Origin of the sequence: Arthrobacter sp. MSA 4-2 (genome assembly GCF_016405885.1) — a bacterium.
In the GTDB taxonomy this organism is placed as follows: Bacteria; Actinomycetota; Actinomycetes; order Actinomycetales; family Micrococcaceae; genus Arthrobacter_D.
The window spans coordinates 136,771-159,828 of record NZ_JAEKGC010000009.1; the positions used below are offsets into that span (position 1 = coordinate 136,771).

General features: G+C 64.6%; 27 protein-coding genes. 16 read left to right on the forward strand and 11 right to left on the reverse strand.

What is annotated here, in order from left to right; genetic code table 11:
- Positions 1–2: 2 nt before the first annotated feature.
- Both I6N91_RS11745 and I6N91_RS11750 read right to left on the reverse strand, forming a co-directional pair.
- Positions 3–680 carry a response regulator transcription factor gene (locus I6N91_RS11745; protein WP_307843338.1) on the reverse strand — a complete coding sequence of 226 codons (678 nt, stop codon included), beginning with the start codon at positions 678–680 and terminating at the stop codon, positions 3–5.
- 9 nt (positions 681–689) lie between these two features.
- Positions 690–1,049, reverse strand: coding sequence for a response regulator (locus tag I6N91_RS11750; RefSeq protein WP_198812729.1), 360 nt, complete (start codon positions 1,047–1,049; stop codon positions 690–692).
- 158 nt (positions 1,050–1,207) lie between these two features.
- Between I6N91_RS11750 and I6N91_RS11755 the strand changes: the two genes are divergently transcribed.
- From I6N91_RS11755 to I6N91_RS11795, 9 genes are all read left to right on the forward strand, one after another.
- Positions 1,208–1,942 (forward strand): alpha/beta fold hydrolase, encoded by a 735-nt coding sequence (locus tag I6N91_RS11755; protein ID WP_198812730.1) that lies wholly within the window; start codon positions 1,208–1,210, stop codon positions 1,940–1,942.
- A gap of 48 nt (positions 1,943–1,990) precedes the next feature.
- Entirely contained in the window at positions 1,991–2,353 is a 363-nt protein-coding gene (locus I6N91_RS11760) for a cupin domain-containing protein (RefSeq protein WP_198812731.1), read from the forward strand.
- 49 nt (positions 2,354–2,402) lie between these two features.
- A complete protein-coding gene (locus I6N91_RS11765; RefSeq protein WP_159616248.1) occupies positions 2,403–3,362 on the forward strand; it encodes an alpha/beta hydrolase in 960 nt (319 codons plus the stop codon).
- 181 nt (positions 3,363–3,543) lie between these two features.
- Positions 3,544–3,972: a nuclear transport factor 2 family protein gene (locus I6N91_RS11770; RefSeq protein ID WP_198812732.1), complete on the forward strand. Its 429-nt coding sequence runs from the start codon at positions 3,544–3,546 to the stop codon at positions 3,970–3,972.
- Positions 3,973–4,015: 43 nt separating this feature from the next.
- A complete protein-coding gene (locus I6N91_RS11775; RefSeq protein ID WP_198812733.1) occupies positions 4,016–4,858 on the forward strand; it encodes a sulfite exporter TauE/SafE family protein in 843 nt (280 codons plus the stop codon).
- Positions 4,859–4,971: 113 nt separating this feature from the next.
- Complete coding sequence (locus I6N91_RS11780; RefSeq protein ID WP_198812734.1) at positions 4,972–5,721, forward strand: SDR family NAD(P)-dependent oxidoreductase; 750 nt, start codon at positions 4,972–4,974, stop codon at positions 5,719–5,721.
- Positions 5,722–5,925: 204 nt separating this feature from the next.
- Positions 5,926–6,234, forward strand: a complete 309-nt coding sequence (locus tag I6N91_RS11785) for a VOC family protein (protein WP_198812735.1) — start codon at positions 5,926–5,928, stop codon at positions 6,232–6,234.
- A gap of 112 nt (positions 6,235–6,346) precedes the next feature.
- Complete coding sequence (locus I6N91_RS11790) at positions 6,347–6,781, forward strand: hypothetical protein (protein ID WP_198812737.1); 435 nt, start codon at positions 6,347–6,349, stop codon at positions 6,779–6,781.
- 59 nt (positions 6,782–6,840) lie between these two features.
- Positions 6,841–7,575: an SDR family NAD(P)-dependent oxidoreductase gene (locus tag I6N91_RS11795; RefSeq protein WP_198812739.1), complete on the forward strand. Its 735-nt coding sequence runs from the start codon at positions 6,841–6,843 to the stop codon at positions 7,573–7,575.
- 131 nt (positions 7,576–7,706) lie between these two features.
- Here I6N91_RS11795 and I6N91_RS11800 read toward each other — a convergent pair whose 3' ends face one another.
- Positions 7,707–8,126: a hypothetical protein gene (locus I6N91_RS11800; RefSeq protein ID WP_198812741.1), complete on the reverse strand. Its 420-nt coding sequence runs from the start codon at positions 8,124–8,126 to the stop codon at positions 7,707–7,709.
- A 148-nt stretch (positions 8,127–8,274) separates the two neighbouring features.
- Positions 8,275–8,634: a putative quinol monooxygenase gene (locus I6N91_RS11805; RefSeq protein ID WP_233091770.1), complete on the reverse strand. Its 360-nt coding sequence runs from the start codon at positions 8,632–8,634 to the stop codon at positions 8,275–8,277.
- A gap of 156 nt (positions 8,635–8,790) precedes the next feature.
- Between I6N91_RS11805 and I6N91_RS11810 the strand changes: the two genes are divergently transcribed.
- On the forward strand, positions 8,791–9,741 hold the full coding sequence (locus tag I6N91_RS11810) for a DJ-1/PfpI family protein (RefSeq protein WP_307843339.1): 951 nt from the start codon (positions 8,791–8,793) through the stop codon (positions 9,739–9,741).
- A 37-nt stretch (positions 9,742–9,778) separates the two neighbouring features.
- Here I6N91_RS11810 and I6N91_RS11815 read toward each other — a convergent pair whose 3' ends face one another.
- Positions 9,779–10,786, reverse strand: coding sequence for a zinc-dependent alcohol dehydrogenase family protein (locus I6N91_RS11815; protein WP_198812743.1), 1,008 nt, complete (start codon positions 10,784–10,786; stop codon positions 9,779–9,781).
- A 294-nt stretch (positions 10,787–11,080) separates the two neighbouring features.
- Here I6N91_RS11815 and I6N91_RS11820 point away from each other — a divergent pair, with 294 nt between their 5' ends.
- The 3 genes from I6N91_RS11820 (at position 11,081) to I6N91_RS11830 (ending at position 14,991) form a co-directional block, all read left to right on the forward strand.
- On the forward strand, positions 11,081–12,085 hold the full coding sequence (locus I6N91_RS11820) for an acyltransferase (RefSeq protein WP_198812744.1): 1,005 nt from the start codon (positions 11,081–11,083) through the stop codon (positions 12,083–12,085).
- Between the two features lie 324 nt (positions 12,086–12,409).
- A complete protein-coding gene (gene rsgA, locus I6N91_RS11825) occupies positions 12,410–13,579 on the forward strand; it encodes a ribosome small subunit-dependent GTPase A (RefSeq protein WP_198812745.1) in 1,170 nt (389 codons plus the stop codon).
- A gap of 317 nt (positions 13,580–13,896) precedes the next feature.
- Positions 13,897–14,991, forward strand: a complete 1,095-nt coding sequence (locus tag I6N91_RS11830; protein WP_198812746.1) for an alpha/beta fold hydrolase — start codon at positions 13,897–13,899, stop codon at positions 14,989–14,991.
- Positions 14,992–15,108: 117 nt separating this feature from the next.
- Here I6N91_RS11830 and I6N91_RS11835 read toward each other — a convergent pair whose 3' ends face one another.
- Together I6N91_RS11835 and I6N91_RS11845 are read right to left on the reverse strand one after the other, a co-directional pair.
- Complete coding sequence (locus I6N91_RS11835; RefSeq protein WP_198812747.1) at positions 15,109–15,525, reverse strand: hypothetical protein; 417 nt, start codon at positions 15,523–15,525, stop codon at positions 15,109–15,111.
- A 594-nt stretch (positions 15,526–16,119) separates the two neighbouring features.
- Positions 16,120–16,980 carry an enoyl-CoA hydratase/isomerase family protein gene (locus I6N91_RS11845; protein ID WP_198812751.1) on the reverse strand — a complete coding sequence of 287 codons (861 nt, stop codon included), beginning with the start codon at positions 16,978–16,980 and terminating at the stop codon, positions 16,120–16,122.
- Between the two features lie 137 nt (positions 16,981–17,117).
- Between I6N91_RS11845 and I6N91_RS17365 the strand changes: the two genes are divergently transcribed.
- The 3 genes from I6N91_RS17365 to I6N91_RS11860 all read left to right on the forward strand — a co-directional run bounded on the left by I6N91_RS17365 (position 17,118) and on the right by I6N91_RS11860 (position 18,988).
- On the forward strand, positions 17,118–17,723 hold the full coding sequence (locus tag I6N91_RS17365) for a TetR/AcrR family transcriptional regulator (protein WP_198812752.1): 606 nt from the start codon (positions 17,118–17,120) through the stop codon (positions 17,721–17,723).
- A gap of 167 nt (positions 17,724–17,890) precedes the next feature.
- A complete protein-coding gene (locus I6N91_RS11855) occupies positions 17,891–18,049 on the forward strand; it encodes a hypothetical protein (protein ID WP_198812753.1) in 159 nt (52 codons plus the stop codon).
- 204 nt (positions 18,050–18,253) lie between these two features.
- Positions 18,254–18,988, forward strand: a complete 735-nt coding sequence (locus I6N91_RS11860; protein ID WP_233091771.1) for an EAL domain-containing protein — start codon at positions 18,254–18,256, stop codon at positions 18,986–18,988.
- Here the strand turns inward: I6N91_RS11860 and I6N91_RS11865 are convergent.
- The 4 genes from I6N91_RS11865 to I6N91_RS11880 all read right to left on the reverse strand — a co-directional run bounded on the left by I6N91_RS11865 (position 18,960) and on the right by I6N91_RS11880 (position 23,057).
- Positions 18,960–19,649 carry a Type 1 glutamine amidotransferase-like domain-containing protein gene (locus I6N91_RS11865; protein ID WP_198812755.1) on the reverse strand — a complete coding sequence of 230 codons (690 nt, stop codon included), beginning with the start codon at positions 19,647–19,649 and terminating at the stop codon, positions 18,960–18,962. The two genes, I6N91_RS11860 and I6N91_RS11865, sit on opposite strands and share 29 nt — an antisense overlap.
- 176 nt (positions 19,650–19,825) lie before the next feature.
- Entirely contained in the window at positions 19,826–20,926 is a 1,101-nt protein-coding gene (locus I6N91_RS11870; RefSeq protein WP_198812756.1) for a zinc-binding dehydrogenase, read from the reverse strand.
- Entirely contained in the window at positions 20,923–21,933 is a 1,011-nt protein-coding gene (locus I6N91_RS11875; RefSeq protein ID WP_198812757.1) for a Gfo/Idh/MocA family protein, read from the reverse strand. The genes I6N91_RS11870 and I6N91_RS11875 overlap by 4 nt, the downstream gene beginning before the upstream one ends.
- Positions 21,930–23,057, reverse strand: coding sequence for a glycosyltransferase (locus I6N91_RS11880; RefSeq protein WP_233091772.1), 1,128 nt, complete (start codon positions 23,055–23,057; stop codon positions 21,930–21,932). The genes I6N91_RS11875 and I6N91_RS11880 overlap by 4 nt, the downstream gene beginning before the upstream one ends.
- Position 23,058: the final 1 nt, after the last annotated feature.

A 23,058-nucleotide genomic window follows, 5' to 3' on the forward strand; every position in this document is an offset into this window, starting at 1 on the left:
GATCAGGGGCCCTGAGCGGCGAGGTAGCGGAGCACGGCGCGCACCCGGCGGTGGCCATCGGTCAGCTGGGCGAGCCCGAGCTTCCGGAACATCGCCGTGACGTGCTTCTCGACAGCCGCTTCGCTGATGAGAAGCGCACGGGCGATGCCTCGATTCGATAATCCTTCTGCCATGCAGGCCAAGACACTGCGCTCGCGGTCGGTGAGATCAGCGAGCTCGGAGGGGACAGTGCGCGGCCGCAGCATCCGTGTGACGACCTCGGGATCCAGGGCACTTCCTCCATGGGCAACCCGTTTGACCGCCGCTGCGAAATCGTCGACGTCCCCCACACGTTCTTTGAGGAGATATCCGACGCCTTGCGGCCGATCACCGATCAGATCGATCGCGAATTCGGGCTCGCAGTACTGCGTCAGCAGCACCACTCCCGTACCGGGCAGGCGTTTGCGGACTTCGATGGCGGTACGCAAGCCATCGTCACCGTGATGTGGAGGCATTCGAACATCGACGACGACGACATCGGGACGGAACGCCAAAGTCATGGCGAGAAGTTTGGTCGCGTCCCCGGTCGAAGCGACGACATCTAGCCCTGCACCCAGGAGCACCCGCGTCACTCCCTCACGGAGGAGTACATCGTCCTCTCCGACGGCAACGCGCACCGGGGACGGTGCGGGTGAACTCACCAACCTTCCCTACCCGTCGCCCATGATCGACCGAAGCGTCGAGCACGACAATTCGCTTTTCGGAATGAACCCGTCCGCACCTGCCGCGGCGGCTTCCTCTGCCGAGGTTGCGTCGCTATCGGCGGAAATCAGCACTACCCGAACCCGATACGGTGCTCCGGTGAGTTGCCGGCTCAGTTCCAGACCGTCGCCGTCGGGAAGCCCAATATCAACAAGTGCGATGTCGGGCCGCGAAGCGTCGGCACAACGCAATGCCTCGGCCACGTTGCCAGCATCGCCCCCTGGCGCGTACCCGCAGCTCTCGAGCAGTCTTCTGGCCAAGTCCCGAAACCTTTCATCATCATCGACGACGAGCACGAATTGGGCCATCCCCCAGCCTCCCACTCAGTCTGCTCTTCTGCAGGGGGGTTTACCAGAGCATTACTCCGGGTATCCCCGGCGCGGCGGTGGAGACGACGGACGAGACTTGAGCTGTCAAAGGCCCGCGCGGGCACGGTACCGGCGCCCACTGCACAAGGGAGAACATCATGAGCATCACCGAACCGTCCCCCGCCAAGCCCACCGTCGTGCTCGTCCACGGCGCGTTCGCGGATTCATCGAGCTGGAACGCGGTGATCAGCCCGCTTCTGGCCGAGGGCTACCCGGCGATCGCCGTCGCGAACCCGCTGCGCGGGGTCACCGTCGATTCCGAATACCTCCGGGCCCTGCTGGCCGACATCACCGGCGAGATCATCCTGGTCGGGCACTCCTACGGCGGCACGGTCATCAGCGGCGGCGGCACCGGCAACCCCGGCGTGAAAGCCCTGGTGTTTATCGGTGCCTTCGCACCCGAGGAAGGAGAGACCCCCAGGGAGCTTGCCAACAAGTTCGAAGGCTCCACCCTCGGGGAAACGCTCGCTGCGGTGGATGTCCCCGGCGGCAGGGACCTTTACATCATGCAGAGCCGCTACCACGCGCAGTTCGCGGCCGATTCCCCGGCGGAGGTCGCCGCGGTGATGGGTGTCGGCCAGCGCCCCATCCTGGAGGCCGCCTTCTCGGAGGCCTCCACAGAGCCGGCGTGGAAGTCGGTGCCCTCATGGTTCCTCTTCGGTGCCGAGGACCGGAACATCCCGGCCGCCGCCCACCGCTTCATGGCCGAGCGCGCCGGGTCACGGAAAACGATCGAGCTTGAAGGCGGCTCCCACACGGTGGCGATTCCCGAGGCGGCCCAGGTCGTTGACCTCATCCGCGAAGCCGCCGCCGCGACCACCGGCCGCCAGTAAGAGGATAACCGGGCAACACGAGCTGCCAAGCTCAGAAGGATCAGGAACATGACCGAAGCACAAGAGGCCAAGCCGGCTCTGACCCGGGTCAGTTTGCAGGATGCGTCCAGTCCGGTGCAGGGCTGGAGGATCCGTCAGACCCTGGTGGAAATCCCCGAAGGCACCTCCTCCGGCCGGCACAGCCATCCCGGGCCCGAAGTGGGCTACATCATCCGCGGAGACGTGTCCATGGAGTTCGACGACAGGCCCCCGCTCGAGCTTCACGCCGGAAGCCCGTTCCTCATTCCGCCGAACACCATCCACAACGCGGTGAACGTCGGTTCTGTCACCACGAAAATGCTCTCGACCTACTTCGTCGAAGCGGACGAGCCTCTGGTCACCAACTACCCCGCACCGGAACGTGCCGAATGAACATCAGTGCACATCATCCATCCATGCAGCAGCCCAGAAAGGTACCACCATGTCCAAAGTAGTGCTCGAACCAGGTGCCCAGATCATCGCCGACGCCACCGCCCAGCCACCGGCTCTGGCCGACCTGGGGGTCGAAGGTGCCCGCAAACTGCTCGATGACCTCCAGGCAGCGCCGGTCGACAAGGTCGAGATCGGCGAGGACAAGTGGATCACCGTCCCGGCCGAGGTCGGAGACGTACAGGTGCGCATCATCAAACCCGTGGGCGCCACCGGGACGCTGCCGGTGATCCTCTACGTCCACGGAGGCGGCTGGATCCTTGGCAACTCCGGCACCCACGACCGCCTCATCCGGGAACTGTGCGCCGGGGCCAACGCCGCCCTGGCCTTCGTGGAATATGACCGCTCCCCCGAGGCCCAGTACCCGAAGGCCATCGAGCAGGCCTACGCCACCGCGCAGTGGATCACGAAGCAGGGCGCCACGGAGGGCCTGGACGGGTCCCGCATGGCCGTTGCCGGTGACTCGGTCGGCGGCAACATGACCGCGGCCCTGACTTTGCTCGCAAAGCAGCGCGGTGACGTGACCTTCGTCCACCAGTCCTTGTACTATCCGGTCACGGACGCCGGCCAGGACACCGAAAGCTACCGCACCTTCGCCGACGGACCGTTCCTGACCGCCAGAAGCATGGCCTGGTTCTGGGACGCCTACCTCCCCGACGTCAGCCGCCGCTCGGAGATCACCGTCTCACCGCTGAGGGCCACGCTCGAGGACCTTCGAGGGCTTCCGCCGGCCCTGCTGCTCGTGGACCAGAACGACCCGCTCCGGGACGAGGGCGAGGCCTACGCGGCGAAACTCGTCGAAGCCGGGGTGCCCACCACCAGCGTCCGCTACAACTTCGTCACCCACGACTTCATGATGCTCAACCCCGAACGCGTCACCCAGGGAACGACCGCCGCCATCGAGCAGGCAATCCGCTCGCTCCAGAAAGCCCTGGGGACCGGAAAGGACTGAAGCAACCCCGTGAGCTGGCGGGGGAAGTGTAGTGACACGTTCCACTTTTATTGACCATTCCGACCATAACAACTTACGCTGAACCCTCCGCATCGACGACAGACAGAGGTCCTTGGAGCCCCAGTCCCCATGCCAATGACGCGGCATCCCCTCACCTGCAGGAACTGAAAGGTGCACCACCATGGATCAGCAACAGATCAGCACAACGGATCAGATCGCCCTTGCCAAGGAATACTTCAGGAAAGTCGACTCAGGTGATCCCAACCTGCTCGACATGTTTACCGACGACACCGAGATCTTCTTCCCGAAGTTCGGAATCGCGCGCGGAAAAGCGGAGATCGTTCCGTTTCTCGTCGGCCTGGGTTCGGCCGTGACCTCGTTCGATCACCCGGAGGCCCGGATGACATTTACCTCCAGCGACAACCGCGTCGTCGTCGAAGGAGCCGAATCCGGCATGCTTGCCTCCGGGGTTCCTTTTCCCGGCGACGCGCGCAGCAGCGGCCTTTTCTGCAATGTCTTTGAGTTCCGCGGCCGGCTGATCAGCCGTCTGCATATCTACGCGGACCCGGACCTGGCAGGCCAGCAGCCCGCACTCTTCACCTGGAACTGACGGGCGGCACCTCCAAGCACATCCGCCCCATCGAGGAGAGAAAATGAGCGGCGTGAAGGAAAGCTCCCCGCCCGTACCCGGAGCGGCGGGGACGGGATTCTGGATCGTTCTCATCGGAGTCGGAGTGGTGGGAGGGCTGCTGTCCGGATTGTTCGCCATCGGGGGCGGAATCATCATGGTGCCGCTGCTGATGGCCCTGGCGAACTTCGACCAGCGCAGGGCCGCCGCGACCTCGCTTGCCGCGATCGTGCCGGCATCGGTCGTGGGCTCAACCACGTATCTGCTCGCCGGTGAGATCGACCTCCTTGCCGGGTTCTTCATCGCCGTCGGCGGCATCGTGGGGGCGCTGCTCGGCAGCGCCCTCCTGAAAAGAATCCCCATTGTGTGGCTGCGCTGGATGTTCATCGTCTTCACCCTCCTGGTCGCAGCACGCATGGTCCTGGTCTCGCCGGTCCGCGGAGAAAGCCTTGAATTCTCCGCGCTGGTCGCGCTGGGCTATGTCGTGCTCGGCCTTGCCATGGGGATACTCTCGGGCCTGTTCGGAATCGGAGGCGGAATCATCGTCGTGCCGGCCCTGATCGGAATTTTCGCCATCAGCGACCTCATCGCCAAAGGCACCTCATTGCTGGTCATGATCCCCACCAGCGCCATCGGCACGGGCGCCAACTGGCGGGCCGGAACCGTCGACGTTGGCGCCGGCCTGATCGTTGGGGTGGCCGCAACGGCTGCTTCCATACCGGGTGCCGCACTCGCTCTGGCCCTGCCGGCGCGGCTGTCTGGCATTCTCTTTGGCCTGCTGCTCCTCGTCGTCGCCGCGCAGCTTACCGTCCGCGCCGTCAGGTCATCTCGCGCGGCGCGTGCCTCCCCCAGCGAGGTAGCCCCCTGAGGCCCGGGAGGGCAACGTCAGCGCGACCGCATGCAAAACCCATTATTGACCATATAGACTAAAACGATCTACGATGAGACATTCACGTCGTATCAGAAGAACAGAGGCCCGCCATGGGACAGCTTGAGAACAAAACCGCATTGATCACTGGGGGAACATCGGGCATCGGCTTCGCGACCGCCCAGCGCTTCGTCCAGGAGGGAGCGCATGTCTTCATCACCGGTCGCCGCGAGGCGGAATTGGATGCCGCGGTCGCCGCATTGGGAGACCGGGCGACAGGCATCAGGGGCGACGTCGCGGATCTCGACGACTTGGACCGCATCTTTTCCGTCGTCGCATCGACCGGGAAGGACCTGAATGTTCTCTTCGTGAACGCCGGCGGCGGAGGATTCGCAACTCTTGAGCAGCTGACCCCGGAGGCGTTCGACCAGACCTTCGGCGTGAACGTGCGGGGCACAGTCTTCACGGTGCAGAAGGCGCTGCCCATGCTCGCGGATCACGCCTCCGTCATCATCGCTGGATCGAACGCGGCGAGCAAGGGGAACCCTGCGTTCGGCGTCTACGCTGCGACAAAGGCAGCCTTGCGTTCGTTTACGCGCACGTGGGCGGCAGAGCTCGCCGGCCGCCACATCCGGGTGAACACAATCGCCCCGGGACCCACTGAGACCCCCGGCCTGACAGGACTCGCCCCCGACCCGAGCCAGACTCAGGGCATGCTTGACGCAATGGCCGGCAACGTTCCACTCGGCCGCGTCGCCCAGCCGGCTGAAATCGCCAACGCCGTGCTGTTCCTCGCCTCAGATCAGGCAAGCTACGTCACCGGGACCGAATTGTTCGCGGACGGAGGGGAAACCCAGGTCTGAATATTCCAGCGGGGTTTGGGCCGGCTGGCTATTCGATTGACGCGCCACTGGCGGATCGGAAGATTAGCGGCCATGGTGTGTGAGTTGATTGCCCTGACCTTCAGGTCACCCGATCTGGAGCGTCTCGCCGTGTTCTGAGGCGGCCTGCTCGGCCAGGACGTCACCATCGAACGGGGCGCACCGTCGCTTACGGCACTGCCCGGGGTGGGTTTTAGTCTCCGACTGGTTGCCGGTGCCGGTGAGAAGTGGGGTCCCAACCAGATGCATCCCGATCTGAAACCGGAGTCTATCCACGAGCAGGCGTCTGCGGTCGATCGAGCGCTGGCGTTGGCGTTGGGCGCACGCCACATTGATGTCGGCCAGGGACCGGATGCCGAGCACGTCGTCCTGGGCGATCCAGACGGTAACGAGCCGTGCATCCTTCAGCCGGGGGCAAGGAGTTCTGCGTGGTGCGAGGAGTATCCCACGAACGCCTGGATCGGTTCGGGACTTTCACGTGAGATCTTCGCTTAAGTCAGGCGCAGCTGTTGTCACCTGCGTCGTCGGGCTTACGGTAAGTGATGCCGCACTCCGTGCCCCGGCGGGCGGGAGTGATCTTTGGACGGGGAATTGAGGGATGCCGATTATGAGCGACACAAGCGGATTTTCGAACGCCGAGCGCGACGCCATGAAACAGCGAGCCGCCGAACTGAAGGCAATGAAGGGAGTGAAGGGCGCGGCCAAGCGCGCGAAAGAGTACGAGGACTGCCTCTCCGCGATTGAGGGTCTCGAGGGCACCGATCGCCAAATCGCGGAAAGACTGCACGTCATTGTGTTGGAGGAAGCCCCTGGCCTCCACCCCAAGACCTGGTATGGGTTTCCGTCCTATGCCAGGGACGAAAAGGTCATCGTGTTCTACCAACCGGCTGCCAAGTTCAAATCCCGGTACGGGTCGATTGGCTTCAATGACGACGCCGCACTCGATGACGGTGAGTTTTGGCCCACCGCGTTCGCGGTGCTGGAGATCACCGAAGCCGCTGAAAAGAAACTTCGTACTCTAGTCAGGAAGGCCGCCGGCTGACCCCCTCCCAGGTCGGGAACGATCCCTGAGATCCCTGGGCCCCATGAAGGAAACTAATCATGAGTCGCATCCTCATCACCGGGTCAGCTGACGGACTGGGCCGCCTCACCGCCGAAGCCTTGCACGCCCAGGGGCACGACGTCGTCGTGCACGCCCGAAACGCCGACCGCGCAGCGCACCTGCACCGTCTCACCGACCAGGGTGCCGGCATCGTCATCGGAGACGTCGCCGATCGCAACGCCCTACGCCACATCGCCGCCGAACTGGCCGAACAGGCACCGCTGGACGCAGTCATTCACAACGTCGGCGTTGGGGGCGGGCGGAATGTCATGCCCGTCAACGTCATAGCCCCGTACCTCTTGACGGCCCTTCTTCCGCTCCCGGAACGGCTTGTCTACCTCAGCAGCGGGTCCCACTTCGGCGGCCGGCCGCGCGTGGACGGCGTCGACTGGAAAGGCAAGGGGGCCGGCTCCTACAGTGACAGCAAGCTTTACGTGACCACTCTCGCCGCGGCGATGGCGCGCCTGTTCCCGGCTGTTCTGTCCAACTCCGTCGACCCAGGATGGGTACCCACCCGGATGGGCGGAGCCGGAGCCCCGGACAGCCTCGAACTAGGCCACCGCACGCAGGAGTGGCTCGCCACCAGCGACGACCCTGAAGCGCACACCAGCGGTGGGTACTGGTACCACCAGCACCGACGAGAGCCTCACTCCTCCGTTCACGACACGGCGTTCCAGGACAGGCTCCTCTCGGCCCTCGCCGACGAGACAGGTGAACGCCTCCCCCGACTCTGAACCAGTCCCCGAGGAGAAGCTTCCGCTCACTCTCCGAAGTCAGTGGATAGCGGGCCGGGCTCTCCCGCAGACCAGGGTGCACGTAGGCCAAGCCGGGACGTCCAAGGATCTATCCCCCTCGCCGCCGGTCCCTACAGCGGGAGCACAGCCGACGCGACCCCCGCAAGCAGGAGTCCCACACCGACCAGTGCCAGCATGCCGGCTCCCCGGTGGGGGCGGTGCAGCTGCCACCGGTCGGGGTCGGAGGCCGAATAGAACAGGGTAAGGTCGCGGTCACCGTCGTCCGGTACGTGACCCGACCAGGGCGCCTCATGGACCATGTTGAACCGGTCGTGCCACCGAAGGACCAGATCGGGTGCGGTTCCGGCGAGGACGGCGGTGGTTCTCATCATGGAGCCGTTGAGCAGCCGCATCAGCAAGGCCGCAAGAACGAGCCCGACGCCGAGCGCGGAAGCCCCTGAACCGATCAGTTCCGCGGCGATCAGCCCTTCCTGCCCGGTACCGGTGGCTCGCACGAACAACGCGTTATCGGGGGCGGGTGAGGCGTCCACTTCCGCTCCTTCTCCTGAGGCGAGTGCCGGGGCGTCTTCATCGTAACCTCGCCGGGCAGCGAACCTTTCCACACGTCCGAACGGCACACGGCCCGCTGCCTTGCCCGCTTCTCTACTGATCGTCGGACAGGCGGTGGAACTGCTGCTCTCAGCTCAGCCGAGGAGGGCGACCATCGGTCTGCGCGGCGATTTCGTATCGCTGTCCCTGGTTCTCAAGGATGCGCACCGACGTCGTGGCCTTCTTGAGGGCCTCCTGGAACAGATCCGACCTGTGATGGCGCTCGATCGTCTCCTCATCCTCCCACCCCTCGGAGAGGTGGAATGTGTTGGGATCGAGGATGTCAGCAGCGAAGACGTAGTACACGCACCCGGGCATTTGGGCGGTGGGCGGGATGTGCTCTGCTACCGCATCAACAAACTTCTGGCGGTCCTCGGGATGCACTCGGTAGTAGGAGTTGAAGATAAACGCGGTCTTCGTTGCGCGGGTTTTCACGTTAGACGTTTCCATTCTATTTGTCCCTTCCACGACTCAAGACTAGCAATTCTGGACCATATGGACAAATACGTTCATTGAGGGGCGGCCCATCGCGCGGTGCCCGAGACCGCTGTCCCAGCGTGCAAAAATAATGATGCGGTCGGCACGCTTCGACCGGATCGGAGTCGAATGATGCAGCGACCTCATCGGGTGGTGGTCCTCGTACTCGACGGGGCGCTTCCGCTGGACGTAGGGATCCCGGCGGAGGTGTTCCATCCGGAGTCGGGGTTCCCCTACGAGGTGTCGGCCTGCGGGGTCACCGCCGGAACGGTGCCGTCCCACGGAGGGTTCGGCTACACGGTCCCGCGGGGCCTGGACGCACTGGCCGACGCGGACACGATCATCGTCCCGGGGTACGCTCCGGCGGGTCGGCCGATACCGGAGGAGGTGCGCGAAGCGCTCCGGAGCGCAGCATCCCGCGGGGCACGCATCGCGTCGATCTGCTACGGCGCATTCGCCCTCGCCGATGCCGGCCTGCTCGACGGCCGGCGGGCCACGACGCACTGGGATGCGGCGGAAAAGCTTGCGGAGCGGCATCCGCAGATCACGGTCGAGCCGAACGTGCTCTTCGTCGACGAGGGATCCATCCTCACCTCGGCCGGGGCCGCCGCCGGCCTCGACCTCTGCCTGCACATCGTTCGAAGCGACCTCGGCGTGAGCGCGGCGAACGAGATCGCACGAGGACTCGTCACCGCGCCCTACCGGACCGGGGGTCAGGCCCAGTACCTGCCGAAGACCAATTCGGCAGCCCATGGCGAAACCCTCGCCGCGACGCGCGAATGGGCCCTGACGCGGCTCGACCAGCAGCTTACGATCGCCGGGCTCGCCGCACACGCGCGGATGTCGCCCCGCACGTTCCTGCGCCGCTTCGCCGAAGAGACCGGCACCACCCCGGTGCAGTGGATCCTCCGCGCTCGGGTCGACACCGCCCGCGAACTCCTGGAGAGCACGAGGCTGTCGGTCGACCGCATCGCGGACCAGGTCGGACTGGGAACCGGATCGAACCTCCGACTGCATTTCCGCCGGCTCCTGGATGTGTCTCCCTCGGAGTACCGCGCCACCTTCTCCGGGCGGGGCTGACCACCGCGATCATCGCCCGGGTGCCTGGAACGTTCGGCTACGAGATGCGAGGCGGAAGCGCGACGGTGTCACCTGCCACGTCGATCGCGACCTTGCCGCGGAGTGCATAGGAACCCCTGTTCTCCAGGAGCTCATGAGCCTCGCCCATTCGGGCGAGCGGAAGAGTCGCGCCGATGACCGGCTTCACGAGGCCGCGCTCGACCAGGCTGGTGAGTGCGTCGAGCTTGCCGCGGTTCTGTCGTGTGAAGACGAAGTGGTAGGCGGCGTTCTTGCCCCACGCCTCGATGAGGTTCTGCGGCTGCGCGATGTCGACGATGCTGACGACGCGTCCGAAGTCGGCGAGTATCAGCGGGCTTTTCGTGAGCGTGTCGCCGCCGATCGTATCGAAGACGACCTCGACCCCCTCGCCCCCCGTCAGCTCGGCCACGGCGTCCACGTAGTCCGTCGAGGTGTAGTCGATGACCTCATCCGATCCGAGGGAGCGCACGAACTCATGGTCGCCTGCTTTCGCGGTGGTGATCACCCGTGCGCCCATTGCCTTCGCAACCTGGATCGCGATCGTGCCGACACCGCCCGTGCCGCCGTGGATGAGGATCGTCTCCCCCACGGTGAGCTGAGCCCGCGTCACGAGGGCCTCCCACACCGTTCCACCGACGAGTGTCAGGCTCGCCGCCTCCAGGTGGCTGAGGTTCTCCGGCTTCCGCCCGACGAGGTCGACGTCGGCGACGTGCTGCTCCGCGTAGGAGCCGGGGCCGCCAAAGATCTGGGGCGTGTAGTAGACCTCATCGCCGACGCGGAACTCCGTCACGTGGGAGCCGACTTCCTCGATCACGCCGGAGATGTCGTGTCCGGTGATCGCAGGAAGAGGAACATAGTCCGCGTAGTCTCCGCGCCGCACCTGGTAATCGAGGGGATTGAGGGCCGTCGCATGGACGCGCACCCGAACCTGGCGGGGTCCGACCTTCGGTACGGAGACATCGTGCAGCTCAAAAGCATCGGGGCCTCCGAAACGGGCGAGCACAACGGCCTTCATCTGATCAGTCATAACGGTGTTCCTCATCGTGATTCTGGGATTGCGAAGCGCCGGGACAGGCGGTTCTCTCCCAGTTTTTCGCACACGATCCACATCCTCCAGTGGCGACAATGCCAATATCCGCAAGAATAGTGACACGCCCATCACGCGGCGCCCGGGCATGGTCCTTCCGCAAATGCCCGGCCATCACCAATACAGAACCACCTGTGACGGGCCATCCGGACTCATCCCGACACCGAACCTCACCCAAGCGAACCCAGGGGCAGTACACAGGTTCGATTGATGAGACTCGACGGGGAGGCCGCCATGACTACTTCCACGGACACCCGTATACGGTGGCTGGACAGCTGCCGTGGGGTTGCCATCCTGCTGGTCGTCGTGCTTCATGCCGGCGAGGCCCTTCGCATAACCGCCGGCCCGACTCCAGGCGTCGACCAGTTCAATCTCTTCTTCGAGCCGTTCCGCATGCCCGTGCTGATGTTCCTGTCCGGAATCACGCTGCCACAGTCGATGACCAAGACCGGGAGGAAGTACTTCGCCGGCAAGGCCTCCAAGGTGGCCTGGCCGTACGTTCTCTGGTCGCTGATCATCCTAGCGGCAAGCGGCGAGCTCAGCCCTGCCGCGGTGAGTCAGATCTTCCACGATTCGCCGACCTACCTCTGGTACCTCTGGTTCATCCTCGTCTTCTACGCTCTTGCCTATCCGTTGCGACGCGTCCCGCCGCTGCTGATCGCCGGCACCGGAGTGGGCATGTCGTTCATGCTCACCGACAACGGCCGCCCGGAGGCCATGGCCTTTCTCTCAGCGTTTTTCTTCTTTGGCGCCTGGTGCGCCAAGCACCCGCGGGAGATCGCGGAATTCATCGGGAAGCCGTGGGTCCTGGCTGTTGCCGGTGCGTGCGCGGTGACCGTTGGTGTATTGAGCGTGGCCGGTTGGGAGGTGCTGTACCAGGGGGAGTTCGCGTGGGGCGTGGCGGGTGCGCTCGTGATCGTGTACTGGTTCTTTCCCCGACTCCCCGCCGGACCGGTGACCACCGCACTCGAATTCGTCGGACGCTACTCGATCGTGTTTTACGTCGCCCATCTCGGACCAATCATCATCACCCTCGCCCTGGCCGACGCGGTCGGCTCTGCCGGGGAATGGTATGTTCTGCCGCTGTTGCTGCTGGTTGGCATCGGCGTCCCGCTCGGGCTCGCCTGGATCTATTCAACCCGCGAGCACGTCTCAGTCACTCTGTTGTTCGAGCTGCCCACGTTGACGCGACGCGATCGAAAACAAGCAAGCGATGTGCAACGAACAAGGAGCCTCTGAGGTAGTGCAGAAGCCCCCGCGTCGGTGGCGTGATGAACACCGCCGCGATTCCTGGTCCCGGATCGCGAAGGCCATGGCAAAAGCCTCGGGCGGAAGCTAAAGTTGGGAACCGGTCCGGTATAACGTCAATGGACCACAGACGAGAGCGGAGGTGTTTTTTGATGACTGTCATTGCCATGCGCCCCCGGCGCCTTGAAACCATCAAAACAACCGCCCCCGTCTCCCGCTTCCATACCGCATAGGGCACTGCCCGCGGAACGCCACAACACCTTGGGTCTTTGCCCGGTAGTGGCCGGTGCCAGGGGACTTTCCCGAGGTACTCCAATGAAAAATTTCTCAGGCCACGGCCTAGACAGTCCTGCTGCATCCATATCAGATCGCACCGGCCCAACCCCCTACGGCTACAACGCCGTCGTCGCACGCCACTTCGACGACAACCCGCCGCCTGTTGGTAGCGCGGACAAGCCCTGCGAACCTGGCCGCGTGGTGCGGGTTGACCGCAGCCTCGTTCTGGTGGCTGTGGGCATGGAGCTCCTGCACCTTCCCTACCCGCTTGAAGCCGGCGTGCCGGTCACGGGCGACTGGGTTTGGATAGGACCCAACCGCGCGGGTGATCGCCAGATTATCGAAGTGCTTCCCCGGCGTTCGGAGCTCAGCCGGAAACGCGCCTTCGAGGACTCCTCCGCCGCTCAGGTCCTGGCTGCCAACATAGACGTGATCGGCGTGGTGGTTCCGGTTGACCGGCCGCTCACGCACAACCGTCTCGAACGGACGCTCGTCGCCGCCTGGGACTCAGGCGCCGTTCCTCTGGTGATCGTCACCAAAGCGGACCTGGCGCACGCGGCGGATGACGTCGTCGGGCAGGTCATCCTGCAGGCAGCAGGTGTTGACGTGGTCACCACCTCCGCTGAGAACGGGGACGGGATCGAGGACCTGTTGGCACATCTGCCGCCGCGCAGCACGTTAGTCCTCCTGGGGCCCTCCGGCGCAGGTAAATCCACACTGATCAACGCCCTGGTCGGCCACAACGTGCAGCACACAGGCGAAGTCCGCTCCGGCGACTTCAGGGGCAAGCACACCACCACCTCCCGGGAGCTTGTACCGCTGGCCGACGGCACTGTCCTCATGGACACTCCCGGCGTCCGCGGGTTCGGGCTATTCGACGCCGACGACGGGATGGAGCAGATGTTCAGGGATGTGGAGGAACTCGCCAGCCTATGCCGGTTTTCCGATTGCGCCCATCAACAGGAACCCGGCTGCGCTGTGCAGGCCGCCCTCGCTGACGGCACACTCGAGGACCGCCGCTGGAACAACTACCTGAAACTCCAACGCGAAATGGCCGCACTGGCCCGCCGCAAGGATGCCGCAGCCACCCGGGCATACCAGCGTGAGTGGCACCAAAAAGTGGTCGGAGGAGGAAAATCCCAGCGTTCCGCAGAGCGCGCCAGATCAGAGCGGGAGGATGAGCAGCGGTCAAAGCGGAAGCGGCGCTGAGCCCTCGAGCCGCTCGGCCAGCCCGCCGGCGGCCGGTGCGAGCGCAGCATGATGAGATGCGCAGGGATCCCAGTCTTGAGGATCTCTTGACATATACCCCCTAGGGGTATAGTTTCAGGTTGTGGATGAACCTCACGCTCTCGGCTCACACAAGGCACACCAGGTCCTCCACGCGAACATCATTGTTCACCTCAGCGAAAAAATGACACGCCTGTAGGACTTCCCTTCGCTCGTCGGGGTGACGCCAGCCGGGCGAACGGCCCGCCTTTCGACGGGCTCCCACTCATTCGAACATTCCCACGTCTGGAAACGTCCCCATGGCACACCCCAGTCATCTCGTATCTTCCCCCGCAAAAGACAAACCGAAGCTGAAGCAGCGCGGTCCACGTCGCGCGATCAGAGTCACCGGCGTCGTCATGCTTGCCACGCTGGGGATCGCCGTTGCATCCACGGCCGCCAACTCCTTCCTGGAGCTACACGAGAAGTCGAGCATTACCCCCTACGGCGACCTTGTGGACGTCGGCGGCGGCTCGATGAACGTCTACCGGGCCGGCACGGAAGGTGCACAACCCCTCGTTCTGCTAAGCGGTCTCGGCACGACCGCACCGGCGCTGGATTTCGCGCCCCTGATCCGGGAACTGAGTTCCTACGACGTCATCGTCGTCGAGGGCTTCGGATACGGCTACAGCGACATGAGCGCACCAGAACGGACCGTGAGGAACATCAGCGCTGAACTCCATCAGGCCCTTTCCTCCCTCGACATCGGAAGACCATACGTTCTCGCCGGACATTCAATCGCCGGCTTCTACACGCTCGACTATGCCAACCGGTACCCCGGCGAAGTATCCGCGGTGGTCGGCATCGACCCCTCCGTGCCCGCCGTGCCAATCAACGCCGACACGGATTCCGCGGACAGTGGCGCAGGCATCAATATCACCAAGATCCTGTCGACGATCGGACTGGTCCGAGCCGCGCTATGGGTCGCGCCGAGCCTGGCGGACCCACCCGGCGAGGACTTCACGCCCGCCGAGCTGGAACGCATGCGCCAAATGACGACCTGGAATTTCGGCAACGCGGCAGTCGCGGATGAAACCGCTCGAATAGGCAGCAACGCCGTAGCACTCAATGGAGTGACTTACCCGGAGAACCTGCCCGTTCTTGGCATTCTTGCCAGCGACAGCATCGCCGCCGACCCGAAGTGGCGCGAGACGCACGAGAACCAGCTCAGGAACGTCAGACGCCACGAAATCGTCGAACTCGAGGGCCCGCACTCCCTGCACTGGACCCAGTCAAAGGCGATGGCTCAGGAGATCACAGAATTTCTTCAGGCGAGCGCCATATCCCCTGGGCCGGCGACACCGCCTGCCGCGCCGACCGAAGCAGCGCCAGCCGAAGCGACACGGGGGAACTAGAAGGCCGATTCCGGCCAGCCAAGTGACGCCCCGTGGAGGACCGCGGCGCCGTCTCCAGCATTCCTGCGTGGAATGGGATCCCGACTGGACCCCTCAGGTGTTGCGGAGTCCTTGCAGCTAGTTCCTGAGGAAGCTGCTCAGGGTTTCGGCCATGACGGCGCTTTCCCACCCGTGGCCGCTTGCTTCGATAATTTCCATACGGGCGTTCGGGATCGCTGCGAAAATTTCCTCCGCCGCCGGAGGCATGATCGGAAGCGTCTCATCTCCAAGGATGATCAGAGTCGGTTGTTCGATGCCTCCCCACAGTTCCGTTCGGGGAGCGGATTGCGTCCAGGCAAGCGCTTCAGTGTCGGCGGCCAGGCTGGGGGCCGTGGCGAGCATCGCGGGGTTCTGCAGGACCGGATCGAGCCACTCCCGCGGCATGCCGTCCATGAAGTATTCAATGACGCTGGTGTTGTTCCCGGTGTCGATGCGTTGACGCAGCCCGGCAAGAGACGCGGCGGCGTCGGTGCCGTTCTCCTCACCAAGTGGCACCTCCCACAACGCCAGCCTGCTGGCCGGGAGTCCCGCGGCGGCAGCCGCGAGGACGATCGCCCCCCCCGGATGAGCTGCCGTAGAGTGCCGCCTCACCCCCGGCTGCCTCAAGCAGTGCAGAGAGATCGTTAATCTCATCCTGCAGCGTGAAGGAGGTGGCGCCGGCGCTGTCGCCTCGTCCCCGCCGGTCATAGTTCAAGACCGGGAATCCACGGCCCGCCAGTAGGCGGGCCATGTCGGTCGTTGTGGGGTCGACGGCCCTGAATTGCATGGCCCCGCCGACGAGGATAATTCCGGGACCCTCCCCGACCCGGTCGTAGGCTATACGGGCGCCGTCCTGTGACGTCACATAGTCGGTCATTACAGTCTCCTGTCGATGAGGGTGCCTCTACCGTCCCGATCTTCAGTATCCGTGGCCGTCAACATCGCAGAGCCCGCTTCCCTCCTTACGCAGCGGTACTGATGTGACCACCATACGGCCGCGTTTCGTGGCGTTTTGAACAGTTTTATTTGGGTGTACTCGAAGCAGCGTGAGAAAGGCCCCGCCGTAATAGGCAGGGCCTTTCTCACGCTGTCCTGCGCTTCGGCCGAAGCCTAGATGCTATTGGAGATGCGCTCGTAATCCAGTTCACCTTCGCGGGTTTGGACGCCAGCGGCGAGGAGCTTGTCGGCCAGCTCGAAAACTTCGTCGCCGAATGCCGCGTACAGGGAGGTGTTTTCGACCGCGTAGGCCTCCAACGGCACTGCCGGTGCCATGGCGTTGACGGTCGTTTTGACTGCAGAGATGACTTCCGGGCGAAGCCGCGCGATGCGACGCGCAAGAGCATCGACGTGTGCGTCGATCTCCTTGGCGGGCAGGGCCCGGTTGACGAGGCCGTACCGCTCGGCCAGCTCCGCGTCGACAAGTTCAGCGCCCAGGATGAGTTCCAGGGTTCGGGCACGGCCGATGAGGCGGGTCATGTTTACGGTGCCACCGCCGCCGGGAAGAATGCCCATCTGAACCTCGGGCTGGGCCTGTCCGGACCTGCCGATTGCCGCGAACCGCATGTCGAGGCTCATGAGGAACTCATTGCCCGCGCCGCGGGCAAAACCTGCGAGCTTGCCGATCGTCACCTGGGGCAGGTTCCGCACGTCCTCGCTCAAAGCCTGAAGAATGTTCAGGCCCTCCGGGACATCCCAGCCGGGTGCGGCCGCGATGGCCGCGTTGGTGGCTGCCGGAAGGGCCTCGGGATCTGTCAGATAACCCATGTCCCCATGAGCGACGAAGAATTCCGGATCAGCAGATTGGAACACGATGACCTTGACTGCGGCGTCATCATGCACTCGGTAGAGAAATCCGCGCAGTGAGGGCAGCAGGACACCGTCCATCAGGTTCAGCGGCGGATGATCCAGCGTCACCGTGGCGATTCCGGCCTCGACAGATACGTGGAGTCCCGGCAGGTTGTTGTAAGTCAAAATATCTCGATTCGAAAGGGCCGCACGCAGCCGAAGGGTGGAGACACCGCACCTTGGGCACTCCGGCGTCAATAGTGACACTGAGTATCAGTTTAGCACTTGGGGTGTATTCGTGGGACACGGGGTAGAGTTAAGGCATGCCTCCTAGTCCTGTCAGTGTCCGAGCCATCAGTAGGCACGCAGTCCGAGCAGAGCTCGCACGCGTTGCGTTTAACGAGTTCTGCGCAACCGGCTTCAATCAGGTCACTTTTGCTGACCTGGCGGGTGCTACCGGAGTGTCCCGAAGCACATTCCTGCGGTACTTCACGAACAAAGAAGACGTTGTCCTGTTCCTCTTCGATCCGATCGGAGACACCATCATCGAAGCCCTGGCCTCCGATGCCCGGTCAGACGATGACTGGCATGCGCTGCGGCGCGCTTTGAATCCGGTAGTGGACTTCCTCATGCGCGACACAAGCGAAGTGATGGCATTCCTGGATTTGATCTACGAGACACCAGCGCTCAGCGCCCGGTTCCGGGAGAAGCAGTTCGACTGGCGGCCGAATATTGTCCGCCAACTGCAACGAACCCATGCCGCTCCGGATGCGTCAATCGTCACTCAGGTTCGGGTAGCGGCCGCGATGGAGTGTTTTGCGGCGGCGCTAGCGGTCTGGAGGGAATCAGAAGGGCGGGAGGACCTGTCGACGCTGATCGACACCTCCTTCAGCGCCCTTGATCCCACCATCGCGATTCAGACCAGTTAGCCCCCGCCTTCCGCGCTCCGCCACGCTTCATGCCCGTCCCGGCGGTCCGCTGACCTCCAGGGCGTAGGGGCGGGCCCGGGCCGTACACCGTCCGGCGTCTCATGGGACCATACGGTATGGGCGAAAACGATAGCGCACGCAATGAAGGGCCACCTCCGAGGACCGGGGTGAACGACCATGCCTGGGAGCGGGAACACCGCCACCCAACTGCTGAACAAGCGAAGGCCATTATCTACCGCCGCAGGGACGCCGAGGCGAAGCTGAGGCAGCATCAGCAAGAGGCCCGGCATAAGGCCGACGAAGAATCGGAAGGGCACGACGAGTAGGGACAGCTCCTTCGGCTCGGTCTCCAAGAACCGGAGATGGCCCATCGAGGGGAACATCCGGCGGCCGCCCGCAAATGGCCCTGAGCCGGCGCCCTCTGCGCGGATTGGTGCCGCATGTCCTATGGTGGACGAATCCACGGAGGGAGCACCTGCATGGCATGCAAAAGTTGCGCCGCATCATTGAAACCCGGCTTTGATTTCAGCATGGCCTTCCAACCCATTTATGACGCGGTTGGTGCGCGCGTCTGGGGCTATGAGGCGCTGGTCCGAGGCGTGTCCGGTGAGGGTGCTTCTGAGGTCCTGTCGAAAATTTCACCGGAACAGCGCTACCGCTTTGACCAGGACTGCCGCGTCAAGGCGATCGAGCTGGCATCACGGCTGTTTCCTGCGGGCGAGGATCTGAAGCTGTCGATCAACTTCATGCCGAACGCGGTCTATGAACCAGCCGCATGTCTGCGGGCGACGCTGCATGCCGCCTCACGGTGCAGCTTTCCCACATCGTCCATCATGTTCGAGTTCACGGAGAATGAGGAGGTCACGGACACCGTGCACCTCACAAACATCATCACCGAATACCGCAGGCACGGTTTCACCACCGCCATCGATGACTTCGGTGCCGGTCATGCCGGCTTGGGGCTCCTGGTCGAGTTCCAGCCGGATCTAATCAAGATCGACATGAAGCTCGTCCGAGGAATTGATACCAGCCCGGCCCGCCGCGCCGTGGTCACAGGCATCGTAGCCATCGCGGAGGAGTTGGGCATCGCGGTGCTCGCCGAAGGCGTCGAAACCGAGGCAGAGTTTCTTTTCCTGAAGGCGGTTGGTATCCGCCTGTTCCAGGGGTACTGGCTCGCGAAGCCAGCATTCGAGGAACTACCGCAGGTCGCGCCCTCCACCGTCCGCCGCATGATGCTCAGCGCTTCTGCTCGATCTCGGAATTGAACTGTTGCCAGCGCCCTTCGGAGATGATTTTCACACTGCCATCCACGACGGAGATCGCGGTTTGGTCGTCGATGGCATAGGCGGGTCCACGAATATCCATTGCCCACCGACGCGCGCTCTCGGACGTGTTCGCGAACCACCCCGGGTAGTCCAGGTGAGGGAAGATCGAAAACTCCACCACACCGAGCGCTTCGTCGCCCCCGCTGGGGTTCCAGTCCAGAAACTGCGCGCCGATTCGCGGAGTCATCACCATGCTCCCAGCGCTCACCCCGACCCAGACGGTGTCCGGAAGGGACGGCAGCAGATCTGCCAGACCCGACTGCCGCATCCAATGCGCGAGGTAGATTGCCTCTCCCCCATCCACCAGGAGAACGTCTGCTTCCAGCACCCAGGACAGCCAGCGGCTTTTTGCAATGCTTGGTAATGCCGTCAACTCCAGCACTCCGACTGACCTCCAGCCCAGGTCGAGCAGACCCTGCCGGCCGGGCCCGTGGCCCGCCAGCGTCAGCCACACCGTCTGCGGTGAGCACATGGGATGTCCCCATTGCGCAGTCGGGATGAATAGGGCCTTGCAGTCCTCGATCGGCTTGCCGAGCATCTCCACCAGCATCCCCCGGATGGACGCATTGGTGACGCCTCCAGATGTCAGCAGGAGCCTCATCGTCGATTCCTTCCCCTCCGAGCATACGGTCCTCTTGGTTCACCGGCTCGAAACGTAGAGCGGCGATAGAGTCATTCTCATCCCTCACCCGGGCACCACCCAGACACCCGTGTCTTGAAAAACAAACCCTTCCCAGGTCCGCAACTAACGTCCTGTGGACGACAGCGGATTCGTGCTTAGAGGTATGCGGGGGCCACAGCGAAAACGGCGGTCAGCACGTGCCGTTCGCGCAGCGATACCTCACGCATGAGCCGCGGTGCGTCCTCGTACGGTACGACATCGGTCACCAGATGCTTGCGGATCACATCGCCGTGGGAGCGAAGCAGTCTAACTGTCTCGGCGGAAAGCCGTGCCCTGTCCCAGTGCCCTGCCAGGCCGCGCGGCACGCGGCTGATCTGAGCGCAGCGCAGGTTCAGCCCGTTGTGATGGAACTCCTCCCCCAGCCGAACGGTGTCCGCTCCGCTGGTATAGAAGGCAAGATCGATGATGGTTCCCTGGGGGCGGGCCGCGCGGAGGGCCGTATGAAGTGCTTCGGGACGTCCGCGGCACTGGAATACGACGTCGGCGCCCCGGTCCGCCGGCCCATGGCGCCACCGTGTCTTCAATAGCCTGCCCGGATCGTCGTTGAGGTCCAGGGCGAGGAATCCCAGTTCTTCAGCCAGCCGGCGGCGGCGCGGGTCCGAGTCCGCGACGGCGACCTCCCCTGCCCCGAGTGACCGGGCGAACAAGGCGGTCAGAAGCCCGATGGGGCCGGCTCCCGTGACCAGCACCTGACGTCCGTCCACACCGTCGGCGAGGCTTCGGACCTGGCCGCCGGTTGCCTCGGCTGCGGCATGCAGCAGGCCGTTGGCGCAGATCGGGCCGAGATGTGCCACAAAGACGCCGAGCAGCGGGTCAAGGTCGTCGCCCAGCAGCACAAGGTGCTCGTTCAGCGGGTCCGCCACATGGGCGGTGGCGTGCCCGTACGCGCCCGCGAGGACATCCCCTTCCGAGAAGGCGGCGGTCCGCGATTCGGCGACCCGGGCGACTTCCATGTAGCCAAGTCGGCGAACCGGGTAAGCAGTGCCGGCGGCGTCCGGCAGGAACAGGCCAAGGTTAGAATCCAGGCGCGACCGCAGCCCCGGGTGGTCCCCCTTCACAAAGGCCAGTTCCGTGCCCGCGGACAGGCCCGTGACAAGGGTCTCGAGCAGCAGTCCGCCCTCCGGGACTTCGGGCAGCTGCTCCTCGACAATTTCGAGGACTCCAGGCGCCGGGAGGACGAGGTTCCGGCGCATCATGGCGCCGCTCCTGGTGCAGCGGAGCGCTCTTCGGGCAGCTTCACGGGGAGTCCGGTGCGGGCCGACTCAGCGATGGCGCAGCCGAGCCGATGGCTGCGCAGGGCCTCGGCATAGGGAGCGCGTGTGTTTTCCCGCTCGCCGCGGACGGCCTGGATGAATTCCCGGTCCACCGCTACGCGGGGGTCTTCCCCACAGGCAAGATCCATGCGGGAAGTGCCGTCGAAACTGCTGAGGCCGGCTTCCGACAATTCCAAGTACAGGCCGGGGCTCACGGTGTGCAGAGCGGCGCGGTGCTTGGCCGCCAGCACGGACGTTGCAGCCAACGTCGCGACCGCTCCCGAGGCGAAGCGCATGGTGGCCGCCGTGGCGTCGTCGACGTCGTCCGGCTCCCCGTCTGCCGGCAACGTGTCGGCGGCCGTGGCCCCCCGGACGCCGGCGGCGTAGACCTCGACGACTTCTCCGAGGAGGAAGCGGGCAGTGTCTAGGATGTGGGTCAGCTGTTCCACCACCTGGCCGCCGGAGCGGTCCACCCTGCCCCACCACGGGACCGGCGGGCGCTTGTCCAGCCAGTAGCCGCTTGCCAGTAGAGCCGGTGCCTCGGCCAGCAGGTTGCGTGCGTGGTCCATGGCGTCCATACAGCGCCAGTGATAGCCGGTGCCCGTGATGACACCGGCGGCTCCGACGAGCACTCCGATCTCCTCTGCGGTTTCCCGGCCCAGGCCGACCGGTTTTTCCACGAACAGGGGCAGATTCCGGGCGAGTGCTGCGCGCTCACCCGGACCGTGGGCGAAGGGAGGCACGCACACATAGACCGCGTCGGCCTCCGTCCGGTCCAGCGCCGTATCGGGGTCCGTGAACGCCGGTGCGTCCAGGCCGCGGGCCAACCTTTCGGCCGCAGCCGGCTGGGCGTCGGTGACACTGGTGATCCGGACGCCGAGCCTCTGCAGGTTTGAGGCATGGCGCTGCCCCACCGATCCGGCTCCAATGAGGGCTACGTTCACGGTCATGGGGCCTCCGAAAGTAGTTGGTCGTACAGACGCAGGTAACTGGCAGCCATCGCCTCCGGCGTCCAGACCGACGCCGCCTCAATGCAGTCCTCGGCACGAATGGTGTCCAGTTTGTGAAGGAATCCGGCCAGATCCTGTTCGTCGGCGGCAAGGAACCCGGTGCGGCCGTGCTCCACCAGTGAGGGCAGCACTCCCAGCGGCGTGCCGACGACGGGAACGCCCCGTGATAGGGCTTCCACCACCCCGGTTGCTCCGGGCTCGGCCCATCGATTGGGCGCCAGCAGCACCCGCGCAGAACGCAGTACACGTTCCTTCACCTCGCCGCCGATGCCTCCGATCCACCGGTAGCGGTCGCCGTCGAGCAGCGGACGGACCTCGTCCTGGAAGTAAGCAACATCCGGGTGGGACATCAACTGGGCGTCGCCCGCCGCCAGACGGCGATCCAGCTCCTCAGGATCGTTGATGCCGGCGACCGGCCCGGCGAGCACCAGCGGCAGGCCCGCCTGCCGACAGATCCGAACGGCCGCATCCTGTCCCTTGTCCCGCGTGATGCGGGCCAGCACCAGGGCGTGGTCTGCTTTGTCCGCGTGGATTTCAAGCCCCGGCGGAGCCGCCAACGGGACGACGCCGATTGTCTGGCGCCGCAGTGCCTCCGGTGCCCTGTCCAGCTGGGACTGCGATACTGCGGCGAACCGGACCCGGCCGCGGCCGTCGAATGATTCGTAGAACGCCTTGTGCTTAGCCAGGTCCCAGTGCATGGTCTGCAGCACCGGCGGGGCGGCCCGGCCCATGGCGGCAAACACCGCCGGCCCCACGACTTCGAGGTGATCGTGGACGAGATCCCAGCTGCCGCCGTCGTATATGGCCTTCACGATCCCCTGCATCTGGGCGTGCGCGATACCCGACACCTGGTTGTAGGGCCGGGCGATCGAGGCGAACTGCGGCTCGGCCACCGGATGCAGGTAGCTGTCCGCTTCGATCGTGCTGGTGCCGACGGTCGCTAGGGTGACATGTTGGCCGGCGCGGCGCAGTTCGGGGACCAGGGTGGCGATGACCGTTTCAATGCCGCCGTAGCCGGAGGGAGGGACGGGCAGCCATGGTCCGGCGTTGATGAGGATCCGCATG